14 protein-coding genes and 2 pseudogenes are annotated in these 21,048 nt (G+C 59.0%); 7 read left to right on the forward strand and 9 right to left on the reverse strand.

Features of this window, described 5'->3' with window-relative positions; genetic code table 11:
- Window positions 1-15 precede the first annotated feature (15 nt).
- Both NW870_RS10420 and dxs read left to right on the forward strand, forming a co-directional pair.
- Window positions 16-240 (forward strand): annotated as a pseudogene (locus NW870_RS10420) (hypothetical protein); the annotation flags it as partial.
- A gap of 98 nt (window positions 241-338) precedes the next feature.
- Window positions 339-2,285, forward strand: a complete 1,947-nt coding sequence (dxs, locus tag NW870_RS10425) for a 1-deoxy-D-xylulose-5-phosphate synthase (RefSeq protein WP_414375203.1) — start codon at window positions 339-341, stop codon at window positions 2,283-2,285.
- 13 nt (window positions 2,286-2,298) lie between these two features.
- Here the strand turns inward: dxs and NW870_RS10430 are convergent, their stop codons facing one another.
- The 3 genes from NW870_RS10430 to fbp all read right to left on the reverse strand — a co-directional run bounded on the left by NW870_RS10430 (window position 2,299) and on the right by fbp (window position 5,896).
- The gene (locus tag NW870_RS10430) at window positions 2,299-3,210 is read right to left on the reverse strand and encodes a tetratricopeptide repeat protein (RefSeq protein WP_414375204.1); all 912 of its coding nucleotides are present in this window, start codon (window positions 3,208-3,210) and stop codon (window positions 2,299-2,301) included.
- A gap of 96 nt (window positions 3,211-3,306) precedes the next feature.
- The gene (gene zwf, locus NW870_RS10435; protein WP_011433572.1) at window positions 3,307-4,860 is read right to left on the reverse strand and encodes a glucose-6-phosphate dehydrogenase; all 1,554 of its coding nucleotides are present in this window, start codon (window positions 4,858-4,860) and stop codon (window positions 3,307-3,309) included.
- Window positions 4,861-4,897: 37 nt separating this feature from the next.
- Complete coding sequence (fbp, locus tag NW870_RS10440) at window positions 4,898-5,896, reverse strand: class 1 fructose-bisphosphatase (RefSeq protein WP_414375216.1); 999 nt, start codon at window positions 5,894-5,896, stop codon at window positions 4,898-4,900.
- A gap of 373 nt (window positions 5,897-6,269) precedes the next feature.
- On the opposite strand from fbp, the gene ilvD reads away from it, so the two are divergent.
- Complete coding sequence (ilvD, locus tag NW870_RS10445) at window positions 6,270-7,967, forward strand: dihydroxy-acid dehydratase (RefSeq protein WP_414375218.1); 1,698 nt, start codon at window positions 6,270-6,272, stop codon at window positions 7,965-7,967.
- Between the two features lie 166 nt (window positions 7,968-8,133).
- Here the strand turns inward: ilvD and NW870_RS10450 are convergent, their stop codons facing one another.
- The 3 genes from NW870_RS10450 to NW870_RS10460 all read right to left on the reverse strand — a co-directional run bounded on the left by NW870_RS10450 (window position 8,134) and on the right by NW870_RS10460 (window position 13,248).
- Window positions 8,134-10,134, reverse strand: a complete 2,001-nt coding sequence (locus NW870_RS10450) for a PhoX family protein (protein WP_414375206.1) — start codon at window positions 10,132-10,134, stop codon at window positions 8,134-8,136.
- A gap of 350 nt (window positions 10,135-10,484) precedes the next feature.
- Entirely contained in the window at window positions 10,485-11,933 is a 1,449-nt protein-coding gene (locus NW870_RS10455) for a DUF2079 domain-containing protein (RefSeq protein ID WP_414375207.1), read from the reverse strand.
- 181 nt (window positions 11,934-12,114) lie between these two features.
- A complete protein-coding gene (locus NW870_RS10460) occupies window positions 12,115-13,248 on the reverse strand; it encodes an anhydro-N-acetylmuramic acid kinase (protein ID WP_414375208.1) in 1,134 nt (377 codons plus the stop codon).
- A gap of 109 nt (window positions 13,249-13,357) precedes the next feature.
- On the opposite strand from NW870_RS10460, the gene NW870_RS10465 reads away from it, so the two are divergent.
- The 3 genes from NW870_RS10465 to fmt all read left to right on the forward strand — a co-directional run bounded on the left by NW870_RS10465 (window position 13,358) and on the right by fmt (window position 17,020).
- Window positions 13,358-15,082, forward strand: coding sequence for an electron transfer flavoprotein (locus tag NW870_RS10465; protein WP_414375209.1), 1,725 nt, complete (start codon window positions 13,358-13,360; stop codon window positions 15,080-15,082).
- Window positions 15,083-15,242: 160 nt separating this feature from the next.
- Entirely contained in the window at window positions 15,243-15,971 is a 729-nt protein-coding gene (locus NW870_RS10470) for a hypothetical protein (RefSeq protein ID WP_414375210.1), read from the forward strand.
- A gap of 80 nt (window positions 15,972-16,051) precedes the next feature.
- On the forward strand, window positions 16,052-17,020 hold the full coding sequence (fmt, locus tag NW870_RS10475; RefSeq protein ID WP_414375211.1) for a methionyl-tRNA formyltransferase: 969 nt from the start codon (window positions 16,052-16,054) through the stop codon (window positions 17,018-17,020).
- A gap of 106 nt (window positions 17,021-17,126) precedes the next feature.
- Here fmt and radC read toward each other — a convergent pair whose 3' ends face one another.
- From radC to NW870_RS10490, 3 genes are read right to left on the reverse strand one after another with little or no spacing between them, the layout of a single operon-like run.
- Entirely contained in the window at window positions 17,127-17,858 is a 732-nt protein-coding gene (radC, locus tag NW870_RS10480) for a RadC family protein (protein WP_414375212.1), read from the reverse strand.
- Window positions 17,859-17,865: 7 nt separating this feature from the next.
- Entirely contained in the window at window positions 17,866-19,638 is a 1,773-nt protein-coding gene (locus tag NW870_RS10485; protein WP_414375213.1) for an ArnT family glycosyltransferase, read from the reverse strand.
- Window positions 19,631-20,695, reverse strand: a complete 1,065-nt coding sequence (locus tag NW870_RS10490; protein ID WP_414375214.1) for a CIA30 family protein — start codon at window positions 20,693-20,695, stop codon at window positions 19,631-19,633. The genes NW870_RS10485 and NW870_RS10490 overlap by 8 nt, the downstream gene beginning before the upstream one ends.
- Before the next feature lie 120 nt (window positions 20,696-20,815).
- Between NW870_RS10490 and NW870_RS10495 the strand changes: the two are divergent.
- Window positions 20,816-21,048, forward strand: a pseudogene (locus NW870_RS10495) (RNA-guided endonuclease TnpB family protein); the annotation flags it as partial.

Here is a 21,048-nt window from a genome sequence, read left to right on the forward strand (position 1 = left end):
GTTGCGTAGCAAAATCGCAGTGGGAAGCAGTTTAAGTGTGGGCACTGTGGATGGGAAGGGGATGCGGACTGGAATGGTGCAAACGTAATTGCGCTTTTGGGGGCTGCCGTAAACCAGCCCAGAGGTTCGAGTTTGTTTTGTTCTCTGGGAGAGCATAACAGGCTCAGGGCTACTGAAAGCCCGCACTGTACTGCGAAGCAGTCAGGGTCGGGTAGTTTACTGCCCTTGGCCCAGCATTGAGGGGATCCCTGCATTCCTTGAAGTTTTGAGAGGGAGGGCTACAAAACCCCTCCTGAAAATGAATTAGAGTGAGATCACACCGGAAGGACGAGTCCGTTATGCACCTGAGTGACATCACTCATCCCAACCAGCTCCGAAACCTGAACCTGAGCCAGTTGCGCAGCCTAGCCCGCCAGATTCGCGACAAACATCTGCAGACGGCTGCCAATTCCCCGGTCGGCTGTCATCTGGGGCCAGGGCTGGGGGTGGTGGAGCTGACCTTGGCCCTCTACAAGACCCTCGATCTGGATCGAGACAAGGTGATCTGGGATGTGGGGCACCAGGCTTATGCCCACAAAATGCTCACCGGCAGGTACCACAATTTCCACACATTGCGCCAGAAGGGGGGGATTTCCGGCTACCTGAAGCGCAGCGAGAGCCGCTTCGATCACTTTGGGGCGGGGCACGCTTCCACCAGCATCTCGGCAGCTTTGGGCATGGCCATCGCTCGGGATCGGCGGGGAGACAACTTCAAGGTGGTGGCCATCATTGGGGATGGTGCCCTGACCGGAGGCATGGCCTATGAAGCCATCAACCACGCCGGGCACCTGCCCAAGACCAACCTAATGGTGGTGCTCAACGACAACGGCATGTCTATTTCCCCCAATGTGGGGGCGATCCCTCGCTATTTAAACCGCCTGCGCCTCAGCCCGCCGGTGCAGTTTTTGGCCGACAGCCTAGAAGAGCAACTGAAGAACCTGCCCCTACTGGGATCCAGCCTCAGCCCAGAAATTGACCGCCTCAAGGAAACGGTGAAGCTGGTTACCGCTGTGCAAAACAACAAAGCCGGCATTATCTTTGAGGAGCTGGGCTTTACCTACGTGGGGCCGGTGGACGGGCACAACCTGGCGGAGTTGTTGGATGCCTTTGAGTTGGCCCACGGCATCTCCGGCCCGGTACTGGTGCATGTGGCCACCGTCAAAGGCAAGGGCTACCCGCCTGCCGAAGCGGAACAGGTGGGGTATCATGCCCAATCCCGCTTCGACCTGGCCACCGGCAAGCCCTACCCGCCCACCAAGCCCAAGCCCCCCAGCTACAGCAAGGTCTTTGGCCATGCCCTCTGCAAGCTGGCCGAGCGGGATCCCCGCATCATCGGCATCACCGCTGCCATGGACACAGGCACCGGCCTGGACAAACTGAAGGAAAAGCTGCCAGATCAGTTTGTGGATGTGGGGATCGCCGAGCAGCACGCTGTGACGTTGGCCGCCGGCATGGCCTGTGAGGGGATGCGCCCGGTGGTAGCCATTTACTCCACCTTTCTGCAGCGAGCCTACGACCAAATCATCCACGATGTCTGCATCCAAAAGTTGCCGGTCTTCTTCTGCTTGGATCGGGCGGGAGTTGTGGGAGCCGATGGCCCCACCCACCAAGGCATGTACGACATCGCCTATCTGCGCTGCATTCCGGAAATGGTGCTGATGGCTCCCAAAGATGAAGCAGAGCTGCAGCGCATGGTGGTGACCGGGATCCAGTACACCAAGGGCCCCATCGCCATGCGTTACCCGCGCGGATCGGGTGTAGGGGTGCCTCTGGCAGAAGAGGGGTGGGAACCCCTGCCCATCGGCAAAGCCGAGGTGCTGCGCAGCGGTGGCGAGGTGTTGATCCTGGCCTATGGGTCGATGGTGCATCCCAGCCTGCAGGCGGCGGAGATCTTGAAAGAACACGGTATCTCAGCCACAGTGGTCAATGCCCGCTTCGCCAAGCCTTTGGATACCGAGCTGATCCTGCCTTTGGCCGAACAGAGCCGCTTGGTGGTGACGGTGGAAGAAGGTTGCCTCATGGGTGGGTTTGGCTCGGCAGTGGCCGAAGCCCTGCTCGACGCCGACCTGGCAGTGCCCTTGTTGCGCTTGGGGGTGCCGGATGTGTGGGTGGAGCACGCCACCCCCGAGGAATCCTTGGCAGAACTAGGCTTGAACAGTGCCGGGATTGCCGAGCGGATTCGGGCCAAGTTTCAGGCACGAGTTCTCAAGGGATCCCCTGCAGAACTTCCCACTGTCAATTCCTAAATCTATCCTGAATCTATTCTGAGAGGCCCATCCGCCGGTTGAACTGCTCGATGGCGGCTTGCTGCAGAGCTTCTGCAACAGGGCGGGTGCGCAGGAGGATCTGCACATCTCGCAGCAGGTTTTCTCGCCACAGGTTCTCCCGCAACACCTGCAGGCGGGCGTAGTTGGGATCCAAGCGCATGGCCTTTGCCCCCAGTTCCTCAGCCCGTTCGGTTTCTCCCCGAATGTAGAGGGCAGTCGCCAGGGCCAAATAGGGCTCTGCCACAGAGTCGTTCATCTCTATCGTGCGTTCCCAGCGATCGATGGCGGCGTCCAGATCCCCCTGCTCATAGTCCACCAAGCCCATGTTGTTCATGGCCGGCCAGTAGGCGGGATCCAACTCCAAGGTCTTCTCATATTCCTGCCGGGCCGCATCCCACCGATCCAGCATGAGGTAGGCATTGCCCAGTTGGAAGCGAGCGTTAGGGTTATCCGGTTGCAGGGCCACAGCTCGTTCCAGGGTTTCAGCAGCGGCAAAGTAGCTGCCCTGCCGCAAATAAGCCGATCCCAGCGAGTAGAGGACATCCCCATCTTGAGGAGACAGGGCGCGGGCCTTCTGCAACGAGGCAATCGCCTGCTCCAAGTCCCCCAGTTCTAGGTGTACGTTGCCCAAAACGTAGAGTAGCTCTGAGGAGTTGGGCACCATGGCCACGGCCAGTTGCAGGCGGCGCAGCGCTTCTTCCGTCTGGCCAAACTGGGCCAGCCGCAGCGAGTCGGTGGCCAGTTGTAGCGCTTGGGCCTGCATCAAGCCCCCATTGGGCAGAGGGACGTGCAGCAACACCTGGGCCTGGGCAGAGCTCCACCCTCCCATCCCCGACACAACTGCCAGGCCCACCGACAAGGCTCGCCAGGGCCGGACGGATAACCGGAACAACAGTGGCGGCATGATACCCACGCAATAAACAGGCCATGCCCATGTTAGCTGCAACAGCCGGGGATCCCTACTTCTCAGTGTTCTCCTCTGCAACTGCCATCGGCCAAATCAGAGGCGCCGCCACCGCCGCCCCGATTGGGTGAGCAGATCTTCGGCAGCCTTTGGCCCCCAAGTGCCGGCCTCATAGGTGAACAGAGGCGGTGCAGCACCGCCGCCATTGCCGCTGCCGGGCTCCGATTCCCAGGCCGATAACACCGGCGTCACCACCCGCCAGGCCGCTTCAACCTCATCGGCACGGGTAAACAGCGTTGGATCTCCCAACAGACAATCCAGGAGCAGGCGATCATAAGCATCCGGTGTACTCGCTCCAAAGGCAGTCCCATAGCGGAAATCCATGTCCACCGAGCGGGTGCGGATCTCTGGCCCCGGCATCTTGGCCTCAAAGCGCAACGAGATGCCCTCATTGGGTTGGATGCGCAGTACCAGGATGTTGGGACTCACCTCCCGAGCTGCCGATTGGAACAAGGAAAGGGGCACCTGCTTAAAGTGAATGGCCACCTCCGAAACCTTCTTGGGCAGGCGTTTCCCAGTGCGCAAGTAGAAGGGCACCCCCTTCCACCGCCAAGTATCACACTCCAGTTTCAGAGCGACGTAGGTGGGGGTTTTGGACTGGGGATTGACATTGGGCTCCTGCCGATAGCCCAGCACCGGCTTGCCGGCAATCCAGCCAGGGCCGTACTGCGCCCGCACCGCTGCGGCTGCCACATTGCGGGGATCCGCTAGGCGGGTGGCCTGCAGCACCTTGGTCTTTTCGTTGCGCACCCCATCGCTGCGCAGTGAGACAGGTGGCTCCATGGCCGTCAGGCAATAGATCTGCATTAGGTGGTTTTGCACCATGTCTCGCAGGGCGCCGGCAGTGTCGTAGTAGCCGGCCCGATCCTCCACCCCCACCGTCTCCGCCACGGTGATCTGCACATGGTCGATGTAGTTGCGGTTCCAGAGAGGCTCAAAAATGGCGTTGGCAAAGCGGAAGACCAGCAGGTTTTGCACCGTCTCTTTGCCCAAGTAGTGATCAATGCGGTAGATCTGCTCTTCCTGGCAAATTCGCTGCACAAGGCGGTTGAGTTCCTGGGCCGAGGTGAGGTCGTGGCCAAAGGGCTTTTCGATCACCACCCGCGTTTTGGTCGGATCGGCCACCATGCCAGCTGCCCCCAGCTGTTGGATGGCCTGGGCATAGAAGTCCGGCGCCACCGCCAGATAGAACACTCGGTTGCCGCGGGTGCCCCGCTCTTCGTCCAGCTGGCTGAGCAGCTGCTTTAGGCGCAGATAGCTCTCAGCATCTCCGATATCGAGGCGGCAATAGAACAGGCGGCTGGCGAAGTCCTGCCAGAGGGCCTCCGGCCCCAAGTCCTGGGGGGCAAACTCCTGCACGGCAGCCCGCATCTTTTCCCGATAAACCTCGTGAGTCCAATCGCGGCGGGCCACCCCCACCAAAGTAAACTCCGGCGGCAGCCGCCGCTGCCCAAACAGCCGGTAGTAGGCCGGGAGCAGCTTTCGGGCGGCCAGATCCCCAGAAGCGCCAAACTGCACCACAATGCAGGGATCCGGGGTGCGTTCTTGGTTGAGACCAACGCGAAGGGGGTTTTCTGCCAGGGTTACCATAGGCCAGCTTGGCTCAAAGAGAAGGATTGGGAAGAACCTAGGGCACCAGAGAACCCTCTAGGCAGCGCAGCACTTCTTCCACGTTCTCGCGGCTGCCGATGATAAGGGGCACCCGTTGGTGGAGAGATTGGGGAACGATATCCAGGATGGCCTCGGTGCCAGTGGTGGCCGCCCCGCCCGCCTGCTCGGCCAGAAAAGCCAGGGGGTTGGCCTCGTACATCAGGCGCAGCTTGCCCTCCGGTTTTTTCTGGGTGCCGGGATAGAGGTAAACTCCGCCCTGCAGGAGAATGCGGTGAAAATCCGCCACCAGAGCGCCGCTGTAACGGGAGATGTAGCCATCGCGGCGGTGAACATACCGGACATAGTTCTGGATCCCTTCGCTCCACTGGCAAAAATAGCCCTCGTTGAGGCTGTAGACGGAGCCGCGTTCAGGAATGCGGATGTCGCTGCGGGAGAGGATAAATTCCCCCAAGCTGGGATCCAACGTAAAACCGTGTACCCCCTTGCCGACGGAATAGACCAATTGGGTGCTGGGGCCGTAGAGAATATATCCCGCAGCCAGTTGGCGACGGCCCGGTTGCAGCAGGTCTTGGTTGTCCGCTTCCGGGCGATCCTCAAGAGGGTGAAGGACGGAGAAGATAGAGCCGACGCTGAGGTTGGCGTCAATGTTGGAGGATCCATCCAGGGGATCGATCATCAGGGCCAAGCGGCTGAGGGAGCAGTTTTCCGGCAGGCGAGCCGGGGTTTTCATCTCTTCCGAGACCAGCCGACACACCAGGCCCGTTTGCTCCAAAGCGCGAATGAAGGCCCGGTTGGCATAGTCATCCATCTGTTGCTGTTCTTCCCCTTGGACATTGACGCTGCCGGTAACCCCCAGCGCCCCTTCGATCAGTCCTGCCTGACTCAGCCGCCGGGCAATCATCTTGCCGGCCAGGGCAATGCGGTTCATCAGGGCGCTGAAGTCTTGGGCCTCTGCCGTAAAACTGCCAAACTGCTGTAAAACATGACGGGAGAGGGTGAGCACATCCCGCAACATCTCCCGTGAGGACTCCGTCCCGCTAACGCGGTCGGCACTGCTGGGCACTGCAGGCGAGGGGAGAGGAGAGCTGAGAACCATACGAGGCTTCGCCAACACGAAAGAAAAACACCCATACAAGGGATCCCCGACCCCTGCGTCTTGACCCGGAGTGCAAGGACTCGGTCTTGCCAGGGCGATTGGAACCTGGGATCCCTTCTATTAGGTAGGCTGGCCGATTCCTGGCGCAGGTGCAGACAACTTACAGAGTTGCTTCAGATTTGGTTTGGATCCCTCTTTCCGGGAAAGCTCATGTTCCCCCGAAGAAACGCGGTAGGATGAGTTCTACCCCTTTTCTCCTCTCCCTACTTCGTCCCGGTTTCCTCTTGCAATGATGGCCAATTCCCCTTTCCCGCTGCGCAGCCAAGTGGTTACCCAGGGAGTACAGCGCTCCCCCAACCGCGCCATGCTCAGGGCCGTAGGCTTTCGCGACGAAGACTTCGGCAAGCCCATTGTCGGCATTGCCAACGCCCATAGCACCATCACCCCCTGCAACATGGGGATCCAAACTCTGGCGGAGCGGGCGGAGGCGGCTCTGAAGGCAGCGGGCTGTATGCCCCAGGTGTTCGGCACCATCACCATCAGCGATGGCATTTCCATGGGCACGGAGGGGATGAAATACTCCCTGGTGTCGCGGGAAGTGATTGCCGATTCCATCGAGACGGTGGTCAACGGCCAGAGCATGGATGGCCTCTTGGCCATTGGCGGCTGCGACAAGAACATGCCGGGGGCGATGATCGCCATGGCCCGCCTCAATGTACCCTCGATCTTCGTCTACGGCGGCACCATCAAGCCGGGTCACTACAATGGCCGCGACCTCACCATCGTGAGCGCTTTTGAAGCCGTAGGGGAGTTCAGTGCCGGGCGCATCTCCGAGGAAGAGCTGCTGGCGGTGGAGCGCCATGCCTGTCCCGGTGCCGGATCCTGCGGCGGCATGTACACGGCCAACACCATGTCCAGCGCGTTTGAGGCCATGGGGATGAGCCTGCCCTACTCCTCCACCATGGCTGCAGAAGACGAAGAGAAAGCCGAAAGTGCCGCCCAATCGGCCAAGGTCTTGGCAGAGGCCATCAAAGCCAACATCCGCCCCCGCGACATCATCACCCGCAAAAGCATTGAAAATGCCATCTCGGTGATCATGGCCGTAGGGGGATCCACCAACGCCGTGCTCCACTTTCTGGCCATTGCCCATGCGGCAGAAGTGCCCCTGACGCTAGATGATTTCGAGACCATTCGTGCTCGCGTGCCTGTCCTCTGCGATCTCAAGCCTTCAGGACGGTTTGTGGCCACCGATCTGCACCGAGCCGGCGGGATCCCCCAGGTGATGAAAATGCTGCTCAACCACGGCCTGCTGCACGGGGACTGCCTCACCATCTCCGGCCAGACCATCGTCGAAGTCCTGCGGGATGTGCCGGACGAGCCTAGCCCGGATCAGGAGGTGATCCGCCCTTGGCACAGCCCCCTGTATCCCCAAGGGCATCTGGCCATCCTCAAGGGGAATCTGGCTCCCGAAGGAGCAGTAGCCAAGATTACCGGCGTCAAGAACCCGAAAATTACCGGGCCGGCGCGGGTCTTCGATTCAGAGGAGTCCTGCCTGCAGGCCATCCTCTCCGGCCAGATCCGAGCAGGGGATGTGGTGGTGATCCGCTACGAAGGCCCCAAAGGTGGCCCCGGCATGCGGGAGATGCTCTCGCCCACTTCGGCCATCATCGGCGCCGGCTTGGGGGATAGCGTTGGCCTGATCACCGATGGCCGCTTCTCCGGCGGCACCTACGGCATGGTGGTGGGCCATGTGGCTCCCGAAGCCTATGTGGGGGGCACGATTGCCCTGGTGGAGGAAGGGGATCTCATCACCATTGATGCCCCGGCTCGCCAGTTGCACTTGCATGTGAGCGAAGAAGAGCTGGCCCGCCGCCGCGCCCGCTGGTCTCCTCCTGAGCCTCGCTACAAACGGGGCACCCTAGCCAAGTACGCCAAGCTGGTCTCCAGCAGCAGCTTGGGAGCAGTGACGGATTTGAACCTGTGGGATTAATTTCCCTCACCCCCGGCTCGTCTCCCAGAGGGAGAATTGGTACTTGAGAGATAGCTCCAGATTCCTGACCCTGCAGGGACCAGCCTTGCTGGGTTAAGTGCAAGAAAGCGGCAGAGATGAAGGATCCCTGCCGCTGGGTTTTATGGGCTGACGGCCTCAGAGACAACTAGGTACCGATGATCCCGCCGTCATTTTTGGTGATCACCACCACCGCCGAGCGGGGGTAGAGATTGGGGTCGTAGTCTGGCCAGCGGGAATCGACCTTGCCGGCAGCAAAGTCGTCCTCGCTGGTGCTGGCGCCTGGGTGCTGCACGTTGATGAACATGGTGCGCTGATCGGGAGTGGTGACCACACCGGTGATCTCCTGCCCAATCGGCCCGGTTAAAAAGCGGCGAATTTCCCCTGTATCCGGATCGGCAGCCAACATTTGGTTGTTGCCAAAAGGCGCAAACTCCTCTTTGTTGAGATTGCTTTCGCTGGTGTCGGTCTGGATCCAGAGGCGACGGCTGGCATCGAACCACAGACCATCGGGAGAGTTGAAGATGTTGTCTTCATTGAGGGGCTGGCCCGATAGCTTGCGGCTATCTTCCGGCGGCCCGGCCAAGACAAAGAGATCCCACTCAAAGCGGGTGGCTTGAGGCCGGTCGTTGGCTTCCTTCCAGCGGATGATGTGGCCCCACTTGTTTTTGGGACGGGGGTTGGCAGCGTTCACCTGGTCTTGTTCCCGACGGCTGTTGTTGGTCAGGGTGAAGTAGACCATGCGGGTTTGCGGATCCACCGCTCCCCACTCGGGCCGATCCATCTTGGTGGCGCCGACAAAATCCGCCGCCGTGCGGGTATTCACCAACACGTCTGCTTGGCTGGTGAAGCCGTTTTCCGGGGTCAGGCCGTTTTTCCCAAACACCAGCGGCAGCCACTCGCCCGTGCCATCTTCGTTGAACTTGGCCACATACAGGGTGCCATTGTCCAACAGATTTCCACCCGCCGTTTCCTTGCGGTAGGGCTCGGCAGAGACGTACTTGTAGATGTACTCAAAGCGGGCATCATCCCCCATGTAGGCCACAATCGGCTGGCCTTCCACCGGCGGCTGGAACACCACGCCTTCGTGGGCGAAGCGGCCCAGAGCGGTGCGCTTCTTGGGAGTGCTGCTGGGATCAAAGGGATCGATCTCCACCACCCAGCCAAAAGTGTTGGGCTCATTGCGGTAGTCTTGAGTGGCATCCGCAGCGGTGGGGGTGGCATTGAAGCGGATGAACTCGTCTGCCTTGTTGCTGGCCAGCTCCCAGCCGTAGCGAGAAGTCTCGGTGCTCACGCCGTAGCGCTTGTGCTCCCGGGGCAGGTTGGGCTTTTGGTCGGGGCCTTTGCTGGTGTTGCTGAAGTAGCCAGCCCAGTTCTCCTCACAGGTGAGGTAGGTATTCCAGGGAGTGACGCCGTGGGCGCAGTTGTTCAAAGTACCCCGGGTCATTGTGCCTTCAGGGCTGAACTTGGTTTTCACGAAGTCGGATCCCCGCACCGGGCCGTGGATCTCCATGAGGGTAAGACCGTTGATGCGGCGGTTGAGGCGATCCCGCACCACTTCCCAACTGCCGTCTCCCTGCTGCTTGATGTGGACAATGCTCACCCCGTGGCCATTCAGCTCTTTCAGCACCTGGTCGGGATCGCGGCTGCCGTCAGGATTGGTGGGATACAAGTCGGAATCCAGCTTTTGGCCCACAGCCGCAGCATGCATAAACCGAGGCTCGACGTACTCGTGGTTAAACACCAGCAAACCCTCGGTGGAGCTGCCCTGCCAGGGATCCTTCCCTTCGATGGGGAAGAAGTGCATGCCATCGTGGTGGGTACCCACCTGCATTCCCTGCTCGGCACCGGTGTTTTCCAGCTTGAACTGTGGATAGGTGCCGGTGATGGGAGTACCCCAAGCCAGCAGCGGTCGGGCAGTGTAGCCTTCGGGCACCACCAGTTTGTCTTCCGCGCTCACAGGAATTGCCTTGAAGCCCAGCAAAGCACTGCCACTGGCGGCTTTTGCCGATTTGGAAGCACCGTTCAGCGCAGGCAAGCCAAAAAAGGTGGCCACCGCTGCAGCAATTCCCCCCTGCAACACTTGACGCCGCTGCAAACGGCTCTCCAGGATGCTGCTGAAAGTGGGGTTGGGAGAGTGGTTACACATAGGCTCGTCTCCAGGACGAAGCTTAGGGCCATGCGAATGGATACTCATGTTGACTTCTCCTCTTGTCTTGACAAGTTTTGTTTAGAAACTTGACGAGTCTTATAAAACAGCACCTAACCCCTGCGCTACTCTATTCGCGCATGAGGATAGGCACTACAAAGTTTAGTGGCTTGAAGTTAAGAGAAGACTAAGCTCAGATTAAGCCTTGCAAGTGTAAACAATTTCTTTAGATTGAAGCAGCAGTTTCTTAATCATTTGTTGCAACGAGAAGAAGACTTGGTTTAAGTCAATTAGATCAAGTGCCAATAAAGTAGTCTGCAGTCCTTAGAATTGCGATTCTTATGCGATTCTTAGAGGTCTTTTCGTAACCTAGAGAACAAATACACCCCATCTTGGTGGTACAGAAGCTGGAATTGAGTTTCCTTCTGTAAAGCTTCAATCAGGACACGGGAAAACTCTGGACTGCTGCGCCACCCCGGATGACGGGTGTTGAGCAACACATAATTAAAGGGATCCCATTGAGAAGGCGGGGATCCATTGAAGCGGCCCTCGTCTGTAAAGTAGATTACAGGTCGCTGGGTGAGGTGAGGGCTGATCTCGTGGGTGGTGAGGACGCCCCCTTGGGTGGTGATCTGGGCAAGAGCCTGTCGGGTTGCCTGCCAAGTGTCCAGGGAGCTGAGATAAATCGAGCCGAAAAAGGTGTATTTCCCCAAGGCCAAAAAGGCCAGCGAAGACCAGATCAGGGGCAGTTTTCCATCTTTTATAAAATGGCTCTGGAAGAGGTGATTTTTCACATTCTCGATGACAGCTAAGAACAAGAAAGGAACGATAGGCAAAGCGTACTGATGCACCAGATCTCGATAGGCGGGGTTGCTGGAGAGTATATTCAAACCCAGGGTAGGCAGGGCAGGGATCCAGGGATCCCAGTGTCGCCAAGAGAGGCCCCAAGCCAAAGGCGCAACCAATAAAAATCCATAAAACAGGGTGTCCAGAGAGAAGACTTTGCTCAAAACCAGCATCGGTCTCAAGATTAAACCTTGAACAATTTCCGCAACAGAATTCCCTAGATAGTCGTAATGAGAAACGGCTGCCGGCTCGCTGCCGCTGAAGTGAGGAATGACCCCAAAAGTGGCTATCCCAAACCAAGCTGATCCTGCCGCAATTGCCGTCCAGCCGCCCACTTGGCAGCGCCATTGCCAGCGTTCTTGAATTCGTCCTCTTTCCCAAAGCAACAGCCAGGCTCCCAGGGCGACAACATTGAGAGACAACACTGCTTTACAGCCGAGGATGCCGCTCAAACAGAGAAGGAACCCCCACAATTTTCCAGAGCGAATGCAGAGCACAGCCGCCAAGAAAAGGGGAACGGCCAAAACCTCTGGATGAAAATCAAAAAGGTTGGCGTTAAAAATGGCCGGATAGAGAAGATAGGCTGTGGCAATCACCATCACTTGGCTGGGATCGACCTTGGCCTGAAGCGCAAGGTGATAAATAGCCAATGCTCCCAAGGTTAACGCCAGGGATTGGAGCCCAAACAGCCAATAGACCGAGGGGACAATGCGGTACAAAAAGCTGATGGGATAGAGAATAAAGGCTGCGTGGTCTCCCAAGATGTGGATCCCTCGAATGGTGGAAAATGGAATCTCTCCTCGACTGATTAGATATATGGATTGGTCAAAGATGCCGAGATCGTATCCTCCAGACTGAAACAGGTGATGCCGTACAACACTACAGCTCAAAAGAATGAAGAAATTAAAAATCATGATTGCCAGCAGAAGTGGAGGCAGAGGACGATCCTTCATAAGAACTAGGGCTTTTGATTTATAGATCTTGGCAAGGTAACTTTATCGCTTTTCTCAGCCTTGCGTGACATCCTAGCGAGATCTGGATTCGGCAGAGGCTCCGCCGCAATTCCGGACATTTCTCTTTCCTCGGGAGTATGAGGAATGGCTCAAGCTTGTTGGAGATAACGATACAGATGAGTTAGGACTGGTTACGACAAGAGGGTGTGATTTGGCCCAAGATGGCAGCATGTCTTGCCCCAGTTGCTTCCGGTAAATTGTTGGTCTTACCTTGCCAGGTTTTATAGGCCAATACCGCGAAGGCAAGGGCCTCTTTGGCCTTAGAAGGGATCCCCACTTGGTCGGAAGTCAACAGGGTTGTGGTCGGCAGTTGCTCCTGCAGCAGTTGCATGAGAACAGGGTTTTGGGTGCCGCCACCGCTGAGAATAACTTGATCTGGGGTCGCGGGCAAAAAGTCCCTATAGGCTTGGGCAATGGAGCAGGCTGTGAACCCTGTGAGGGTGGCAATACAGTCGTGAGCAGATATAAATTGGGTCCAAATTTGCTCCAAATAAAGGGATCCAAAATACTCCCGACCAGTGGTTTTGGGCGGTGCCTTTTGAAAATAGGGATCCCGCATCCATTCTGCAACTTTTTCCCAGTGGACTTGGCCTTGGGCAGCCCATTTTCCATCGCGATCAAAGGCTTGTTGTCCTTGGCTGGCCCGCATCACCGCCAAATCAATCAAAACATTGCCGGGGCCAGTGTCGAAGGCCAAGGGGGATCCCCCACTGCAGAGGCTGGGGAGATAGGTGAGGTTGGCAATGCCGCCGATGTTTTGGGCCACACGATGAAGGTGGGGATGCCTCAACAGCAGCCAATCCACAAAAGCTACCAAAGGTGCGCCTTGACCTCCTGCCGCCATGTCCCGCGCCCGAAAATTGCTCACCACCGGGATCCCGGTCAGCTCGGCAATCACCGCAGCTTCACCGATTTGCAAAGTCGAAGCTTCTGGCCCACTGGGGTTATGCCAAAGGGTTTGGCCATGGCTGCCGACGAGATCGATCTGTTGGGGGGTAAGATGGGCCGCCTGGATCCCTTGCAAGGCCGCTGCCGCAAAAGCTCGACCCAAGCGAAAGTTCAAGGTGCAGATGTGATCTACCGTGCCGGTTTTGGGATCCGCAGCCCGCAAAATCTCCGCCCGCAGCGTTGGGGAATAGGGGATCGTCTGGAAATGTATCAACTCCCACTGTAGGGAATCGTCGCCCTCGATGCGGACGATGGCTACATCGATCCCGTCTACCGAAGTGCCCGACATTAAGCCAATGACAATCATTTTGCTGGCGGCTCAACCAGAGGCTTGAGAAGGTCTAAAGTTTTGCCCCCTTTCCCCTTCCCCTTTTTAGGATACAGGCAGGGTATCCAGAGCTACCGTGTGGGGGACTATGAGTGAAGCCATCCGCTACGACCTTCTGTTGGTGGGGGGGAGTTCCTCCAACTTGATCTTGGCCCATCGCCTTTTGGATTTGGCCAAGCTATCCGGGCTGAAAATCTCTATTGCCATTTTGGAAAAAGCCCGCCAATTCGGCGGTCACATCGTCAGTGGCGCCATCTGCAACCTCCAAGTGATCGCCAAGCTCTTCCCCGATTTTCAAAGCCAAGGATTTCCCCACGAAGGCCGGGTGGAAGCCAATCACTTGAGCGTGCTGGGATCCCAACAGCGCTGGGATCTGCCGGAAGCGGTGATCCCGCCGGGATTTCGCAAGCAGGGGCAGTTCATTCTCACCCTCAGCCACGTGATCCGTTGGCTGGCCGAAACCCTGCAGGAAAAAGCCAAAGGGATCCCAAATGTTACCCTCGATGTGTTCCCCGGCTTTGCCGCCCATGAAATCCTCTACGAGGGGGAGCGGGTGATCGGGGTACGGGCAAGCGATTCTGGCCAAGTGTACGAAGACTGTATCTTTGCCGAACTCACCTGCTTTGGCGACAAAGGCTTCATTTCCAAAGATCTCATCGAGAAGTTTCAACTGCGCCCCAACCCGCAATTGTGGTCGGTGGGGGTCAAAGAGGTGTGGCAGATCCCCCAGTCCCTGCAGGGGCAGGTGTGGCATACCTTGGGCTACCCGGTTTTGGATGGCAGCTTCAGCGGCGGCTTCGTCTATGGCCTTAAGGAAAACCGCCTGGCTTTGGGTCTGATCATCGGCCTCGACAGCAAAAACCCCAACCTCAACCCCCAGCAACGTCTGCAGGAGTTCAAGGCTCACCCCTGGATCCAGTCCCTAATTGCTGGCGGCAGGTTGCTCAAATATGGGGCTGCCGTGATTCCCGAAGGGGGCTACCACAGCCTGCCCACCCGGTTTGGCGTTGAGGGAGCCCTGCTGTTGGGGGATGCGCTGGGGGTGTTGGATGTGGGCAGCTTGGCCGGGGTGGATAACGCGATGGAAACCGGCTATCTGGCGGCGGGCCTCATTCACGATGGCTTCTTGAAAGGGGATCTGCGCATCCAGGCCGACTACCAAAGGGCGGTGATGGAAAGTGCGGTGGGGCAAAACCTCTACCGCAGTCGCTATTTCCGCGAGGCTTTTCTGGAGAACTCCCGCTTGCTGGAAGAATACTTGCCTCAGGTGTGCCGCAGCGTCGATGCCGGCCATCCCTGGCTGGGATCCCTGCGCTGGGGTTTACAGGATCCCGTTCGCCGCGGACGAGAAACTCTGCGCGCCTACACCCTGCTCACCGGGCGGGTCAGCCCCAGCGAGCCACCCCCGCGAGGCTATGTGGCCCCCCACGCTGCCATTCAAGCGGATTTTGTGGCCCCCACAACCTTGGCTCCCCAGGAATTGGCCTCTCGACCGGGCTATTTCTCGCGGCCCGATGCGGTTTTTTTCGCGGATCCCCGCTACCCCGAAGGCAACCGTCATATTTTGGAGTTCGACGCCGAAACCTGCCGCCGGTGCATCGCCACCTACGACAAGCTGAATCGCCCCACCCCCTGCGTGGCCGACTGCACAGCCGAGGTACACCACATCCGCGACCAAAATGGCATCCGCTCCCATGCCATGTCTTTGGAAAACTGCATCCAGTGCCGCACCTGCGAGATCATCTGTCCCCACTTAAACTTGCGGGTCAACCCCAGCTACGAGGGATCCGGGCCGGATTTCTATGGGCTGTAGCCGTTGCTGAGGTTAACTCAGTTCGCTGCAGCTCGCCTGATCCTGGGGGTCTAGCAACTGAGGTGAATGGATCTGGCCATCTTGGCCGGCGATCCCAGGGATCCAAGCAACCTAGGAAATTGGCTAGGTTGGGTTAGGGCTTGTTGGAGATCTTTTGTCGGTGAGCGATTCTTTGGATGTCCAGGCTCCTCTGCCCGCTATCTTGGCCGATCTGCAAAAAGCCCTGGGATCCCTGGGGTTGGGTTATCTCCAGGTACAAGCGCGGCTTTCCGGCCACCGCCTGTTGCTGCGCCTAGAGGGGGATCCCTTGCCTGAGCCGGATGCTTTGCTGGGGAGCCTCTCGCCGGCATTGGAGCACATGGCGCTGACCCACAGGCAACGTCAGGTGGAGCTTTTTGGCTTTTTGGCCAACGAAGGGATCCCGGAATGGCACCGCGAGTGGCGCTATCAGCCCCAGCCCAACCCCAACAGCCCTCTGTATCGCGCTCAGCGGGGGGATGAGGTGGCCATCCAGCAGGTGTTCAATTACCTGTTGCGTCCGGAAGGGATCCAAGCACGGGTTCATTTCCATCCCAAACTGGGCCTCTTGCAGGTGAACTTGCAGGCGGCAGAAGCTCCGGATCCGGCTTGGGCTAAGGATTTTCTGCGGCGAGCCTTGACCCGTCTGGAATGGACTTTCTTGCAAAGGCTGCGGCTTTCCGGGCAAAAACTGGGCTCCTTTTTCCCGGCCTGGAGCCAGGAGTTCGATCTCAAACAGCCCGCCTTTTGGCAGGCCCCCCAAGTGCCCTTGACCGGGCGATCCCCCATCTCAGAGAGAGAAATCTCTCCGCTGGATAAGCCGCCACCCCCTTCTCCTGCCTCCCAGACTGAATCTCCGGGTGTCAGTTGACGGAGGAGATAGTAAGTAGCCGAGCGTTTGCAGCCGCTGGCTGAGCGTATTCTGAAGGACAGTGCTCGTTGGGGTTGGCCATGCGGGTTGTTTTTTTCGGCACGCCAGAGTTTGCCCTGCCTTCGCTGCAGATCCTGTTGCAGCCGCAGTCTCCCTTTGAAGTGGTGGGATTGGTCTGTCAGCCGGATCGGCCCCAGGGACGGGGACAAAAGGTGCTTCCCCCCCCTACCAAGGTTCTCGCCCAGGCCCACGGGATCCCGGTGTGGCAGCCTGTCCGCTTGCGGCGGGATCCCCAAGTGCTGGCGGCTCTGGAGGCGCTGGCTGCCGATGTGTTTGTGGTGGTGGCCTACGGCCAGATCTTGCCCCTGACGGTGTTGCAGATGCCCAAGCTGGGCTGTGTGAATGTGCATGGATCCCTCCTGCCCGCCTATCGTGGCGCTGCCCCCATCCAGTGGGCTATTGCCAACGGCGAAACCGAGACCGGCGTAACCACGATGCTCATGGATGAGGGAATGGATACGGGGGCCATCCTGCTCCAGGCCAAGCTACCCATTGGGCCAGAGCAAACCAGCCTAGAATTGGCACCCCAACTGGCTCAACTGGGGGCAGAACTCTTGGTGGAAACGCTCTTGAAATTGGAGAAAGGGGAACTCACCCCCATCCCTCAGGACGGATCCCAGGCTACTTATGCTCCTCTGTTGAAGAAGCCAGATTTTCATCTGGATTGGCAGCGCTCGGCTCAAGCTTTGCACAATCAAATTCGCGCCTTTTCCCCCAACTGTTTCACCGGTATAGAGGGACAGCGGATAAAGATTGTCCGCTCCGCCTCTCCCCAACTGCACTCGCCACCCCCTGAAATCCCCCAGGGCAGTCCCGGAGAAGTGGTGGGGTTGGCCAGAGGAGAAGGGATCTACGTAGCCACAGGAGAGGGATCCCTGTTGATTCGACGGGCGCAGCTGCCTGGCAGAAAAGAACAATCGGCTTGGGACTTGGTCAATGGCGGCCAGCTCAAGGTGGGGATGCGTTTTGAGCCACTCCCGGATGCTTGAGAGCCATACAGGGATCCCTTGGGCGCGGCCAACCCAAAGACGGCGAACCTGTCCGTTACCTTGATTCTACTCTCTCTCTCTCTGGGAGAAAGGCTGGGGGTGAAGACTACTCCGGCTGGGGAAACTCCTGCCAAAGGTTGGTGCGTTGGCGCAAGCTGAGGAACTGTCCGCCGCCCAAGATGAGGTGGTCCAAAACCGGGATCTGCAGCAGTTGCCCCGCCTGCAAGAGTTGCCGGGTGAGGGCAAGGTCTTCTGGGCTGGGATCCAAGCAACCGGAAGGGTGGTTGTGGGCGACGAGGATGCGACTGGCCCCCTGTTTGATGGCGCTGCGGAAAGTCTCCCGCGGATGAGACAGGGTTTCGGTGGCGGTGCCCCGGGTTACAATCTGCTGGCTGAGCAGACGGTGCTTGACATCCAAGTGCAAGACGGCAAAGTGCTCTTGAGATTCCCACATCAAGTCACCACTCAGAGCCATAGCCGCTTGTTCTGGCGACTCAATGGCTGTCCGGTCTGGCGGACGACTCAAAAACACCCGTCGTCCCAGCTCGATGGCGGCCAACACTGTGGCTGCCTTGGCCGGGCCAATGCCTTCGATCTGGATCAGCTCTCCGGCTTCCACCTGGCGCAACTGGGCCAAGGGATCCCCTTGGGCTTCTAACTTTTTCAGGAGCAACTGGGCTAGGCCGACTGCTGAGAGTTTGCCCGGCCCCTGTCCGGTGTTGAGCAGAATGGCCAGCAGCTCCGCATGGGAGAGGTGCCTTGCCCCTTGGCTGAGCAGCCGCTCGCGGGGGCGATCTTGGGCGGGAATATCGCTGATGCGCAGCACGTACTGGCTCATCTGGGGCCTAGGGAGGAGAAGAGGTTTTTTTCAACAGCCAAAAGGGACTGCGGCGCTCGACGACCCGCCAAGATCCCAGAATGGCTGCCTGTTCGCCCTCGGGAGCTGTAAGTTCAGCTACAAAGGGATCCCAGGTAACCAGGTAGTCGGGCGCCTGCCCCTGGGCTTGCCAGTCGGCCAGCTCTTCTGGGCTGGCGGCGTAGGGAACCTGCAGCGGGCCATAAAAATAGGGTACAAAAGAGCGAAAGCCGTACAGGCCCACCGTTCCAGAGAGAGCTGGCTGGGCGTTGTTTTCGGAAGTGGCAAACTGCCGGAAAAAGTGGACGGCTCCTCCCTGGGTGTGTTGCAGCAGGCGGGGGAAGACCCAGCAACAGGCCAGTTGGGCGCTCAGTCCGGTGGCCAAGAGTAGGATCGCCCATCCCCAACTTTTGTGCCGACCCCCGATCCAGGCCAGCCCCCCCAGCACCAAAAGCAAAGCAGGGCCATAGGCGAAGCCGGGCCAATCCACATCGGCTTGCAGATAGCCCAGCGCCAAGCTGTCCGATAGGCTCTGGAAAAGCTCGGGAAGAGGGATCCCCAAAGCTTCCAATCTTTTCTCGGCCACCGACATCAGCAGGATGGGATCCTGGGATCCCAGCCAGGGCAGCACCAGCCACAGGGCCAGCCAAAACAAGCCGCTCAGCAGGATCCAGCAACCTTCCCAAAAGCTGAGCCGGGCCTCTTCTAACCCCAGCCGCTGCAGGCGCACGGCAGCAAAGTAGGCCCCAATGGGATACAGCAGCGAGGTGTAGTGTACCAGCTTGGTTTGCACCAGCAGCGAAAACAAGGCCAGCACCACCCCAAAAGCCACCAACAGCAGATGTTCTGCCCGCCGAGTCAAATCCACCAAGCCCATACTCCTGGGGATCGTCTGCAGGATCCCGGCCAAGGCCAGAGCGCCCCAGGGAAAGCACCCCAAGGCAAAGGCCAGCAGATGAAAATAAACCGGGCCGGGATGCCCATCCGAGGTGGTGAGGATGCGCCATTGGTAGCGCCCAAACTCTTCCACCCATTGCGGCCCCCGTTGCACCCCTTCCAGCGCCAGCCAAGCGAGGGGAATAGCCGCCGCCAAGCCCAGAAAAGCCAGAGTGTCTCCCCAGCCGGTCTGGGGATCCCGGTGCCAGACCTTGTAGCCAACCCAGATGAGCAGCGGCAACACCAACCCCACTGGCCCTTTGGCCAACACCGCCAAGCCCAGAGCCAGCGCCCCCACCGCCTTCCAAACCCGACCGGAGCACCCCACCCGACGCGCCTGATCCGCGGCCAACAGGGATCCCAGACCCACCCCCATCCCCAGATTCAACAGCGGGTCGATGAGGCCGGTTTTGTAAAAAAACAAGGGCAGGTAGCCCGTCAGCAGTAGGATCCCCCACAGGCAGCCAAACCCCACCCCACGCAGATGGGATCCCCACCCCACCAATAGCGCCACTGTGATCCCGCCCACCCAGGCATTGGGCAACCGCGCCGCCCATTCGTTCATCCCCAAAACAGCCATGGACAGGGCCTGCAGCCAAAAAAACAGGGGCGGCTTTTCAAAAAAGGGCTCCCCGTTGATCGCCAACGAGAGCGGATCCCCGCTGGCCAGCATCTGCCGCGCCAAGCTGGCGTAGATCAGCTCATCCCAGTCGAACAGATAGGGAATCCCCTGCCCCCATAGGAGCCATAGCCCGGCCAAAAAACCCATCCCCAAGGCCCATCCCAGGGATCCTTTGAAAGGCAAGCAGGCCGGGAACCTAAGCATGGAAGGCCGCCCATCGTTCCACCCGGCCCACATTTTGAGGCGACCGCATCAGCCGCAGCAACTGGGCTGCCAGAGCGGATCCCTCCATCTCCGCCGGAATTTCCACCCCACACCAACGGCTGGAGCTACCCTGCAGGGCAGCTATCCACTCCGGGGCAAGGGATCCCCGCGCCACCCCGATCAATTGCGGCAGAGGCTCCCGACGATACAGCCCAATCCAGCGCAAGCCCAGTTGAAAAGGCCCCGGTCGGAAACGGGGGTTCAAGCGGCCATCCGCCTCAAACTTGCTCAACATCACCTGCAGAGAGCAGATCTGGCGAGTATTGAGCGCAGGAGCCGAAGGCACAAGGCGGGCGCGGAACGTGGCAACCATCTCCGCAAAGGGGATCTGAACGGTCTGCTCTTCTCCCGGCGCAGTGTCGAACGCATAGCCGTAGGCGGGGCTGTCCCAGCCGCCTTGATCCCGCAGTAAGACCTTATACCGCTGCCCATCCCCTCGCAGGCGCAGCTCCAGACCGGCAAACCCCGACAAGTCCAGCGGCGGCTGCCAATTGCGGGTGCGCGTGGAAACAAACCCCCCAAAGTTGGCCGTGGAAACTTGCCCTGTAAACAGAAGCTGCCCCTCCCCCCACTGCAACTGGCTTTGGCTCACCCCTCCCATGACCACATCGTCCAAAATGCCCCAAAACCGGTTCAGATCTGGGTTGGGCCGGCGAAAGTCGAACAGCATTCGCTCCGTTTGCCCACTGCTGCGCAATTGCTCCAGATAAGCCTTGGCTGTTGGCGGATCCTCCAAACCCAGGATCACCGTTGCCGTCGCCCAATCTGGTGTCTGGCTCACCTCCACGCCCTGCTGCCGCAGCGCCTCCGCCAACCCGTCAGGCAAACCTTCCCCCACTACCCCCACCTGGATAGGAGCCGACTCGGCAAGAGAAGGTGGCACACAATCATCCTCCACGGCCTGGAACCCATTCTGAACCCAACGCCACACCTCCGCCAAAGGCAGGGCCTCATAGTAGGTGAGTGTGTTCCAGAACCGCCCCAGATCCCAAGGCATGAGTCTACCTCGTCTCTTCAGCTAGAAGCCGCAGGAGCCCCGCCTTCTGCCCGCAGGTCGAGGGCCGGGAAGAATCCGAGGAGAATACAATAATCAATATCAATACAATATAACAAGGCCATGACCCAAGTCCTGACCGTTTCCTGCAAGCTCAAGGTGTCTGAGTCGCAAGCCGCAAAATTGGATGCGACCTTGGATGCTTTCCTCCAGGCGTTGAACTGGGTAACCAAAACACACCCGAGAAGGTAGTTAACGCAGTCAAACTCCAATCTCTGTGCTACCACCAAATCCGTGCCCGGTTCGGCTTGTCCAGTAATTTGGCTCAACAGGTCTGCAGACAGACAGCGTCTGCC

Origin of the sequence: Synechococcus sp. R50.1 (genome assembly GCF_047462115.1) — a bacterium.
Classification (GTDB): Bacteria; Cyanobacteriota; Cyanobacteriia; order Thermostichales; family Thermostichaceae; genus Thermostichus.

Coding starts and splice junctions, on each gene's coding strand:
- dxs (WP_414375203.1), top strand. CDS start 339: ATGCACCTGAGTGACATCACTCATCCCAACCAGCTCCGAAACCTGAAC.
- NW870_RS10430 (WP_414375204.1), bottom strand. CDS start 3,210: ATGCCGCCACTGTTGTTCCGGTTATCCGTCCGGCCCTGGCGAGCCTTG.
- zwf (WP_011433572.1), bottom strand. CDS start 4,860: ATGGTAACCCTGGCAGAAAACCCCCTTCGCGTTGGTCTCAACCAAGAA.
- fbp (WP_414375216.1), bottom strand. CDS start 5,896: ATGTTGCGGGATGTGCTCACCCTCTCCCGTCATGTTTTACAGCAGTTT.
- ilvD (WP_414375218.1), top strand. CDS start 6,270: ATGGCCAATTCCCCTTTCCCGCTGCGCAGCCAAGTGGTTACCCAGGGA.
- NW870_RS10450 (WP_414375206.1), bottom strand. CDS start 10,134: ATGTGTAACCACTCTCCCAACCCCACTTTCAGCAGCATCCTGGAGAGC.
- NW870_RS10455 (WP_414375207.1), bottom strand. CDS start 11,933: ATGAAGGATCGTCCTCTGCCTCCACTTCTGCTGGCAATCATGATTTTT.
- NW870_RS10460 (WP_414375208.1), bottom strand. CDS start 13,248: ATGATTGTCATTGGCTTAATGTCGGGCACTTCGGTAGACGGGATCGAT.
- NW870_RS10465 (WP_414375209.1), top strand. CDS start 13,358: ATGAGTGAAGCCATCCGCTACGACCTTCTGTTGGTGGGGGGGAGTTCC.
- fmt (WP_414375211.1), top strand. CDS start 16,052: ATGCGGGTTGTTTTTTTCGGCACGCCAGAGTTTGCCCTGCCTTCGCTG.
- radC (WP_414375212.1), bottom strand. CDS start 17,858: ATGAGCCAGTACGTGCTGCGCATCAGCGATATTCCCGCCCAAGATCGC.
- NW870_RS10485 (WP_414375213.1), bottom strand. CDS start 19,638: ATGCTTAGGTTCCCGGCCTGCTTGCCTTTCAAAGGATCCCTGGGATGG.
- NW870_RS10490 (WP_414375214.1), bottom strand. CDS start 20,695: ATGCCTTGGGATCTGGGGCGGTTCTGGAACACACTCACCTACTATGAG.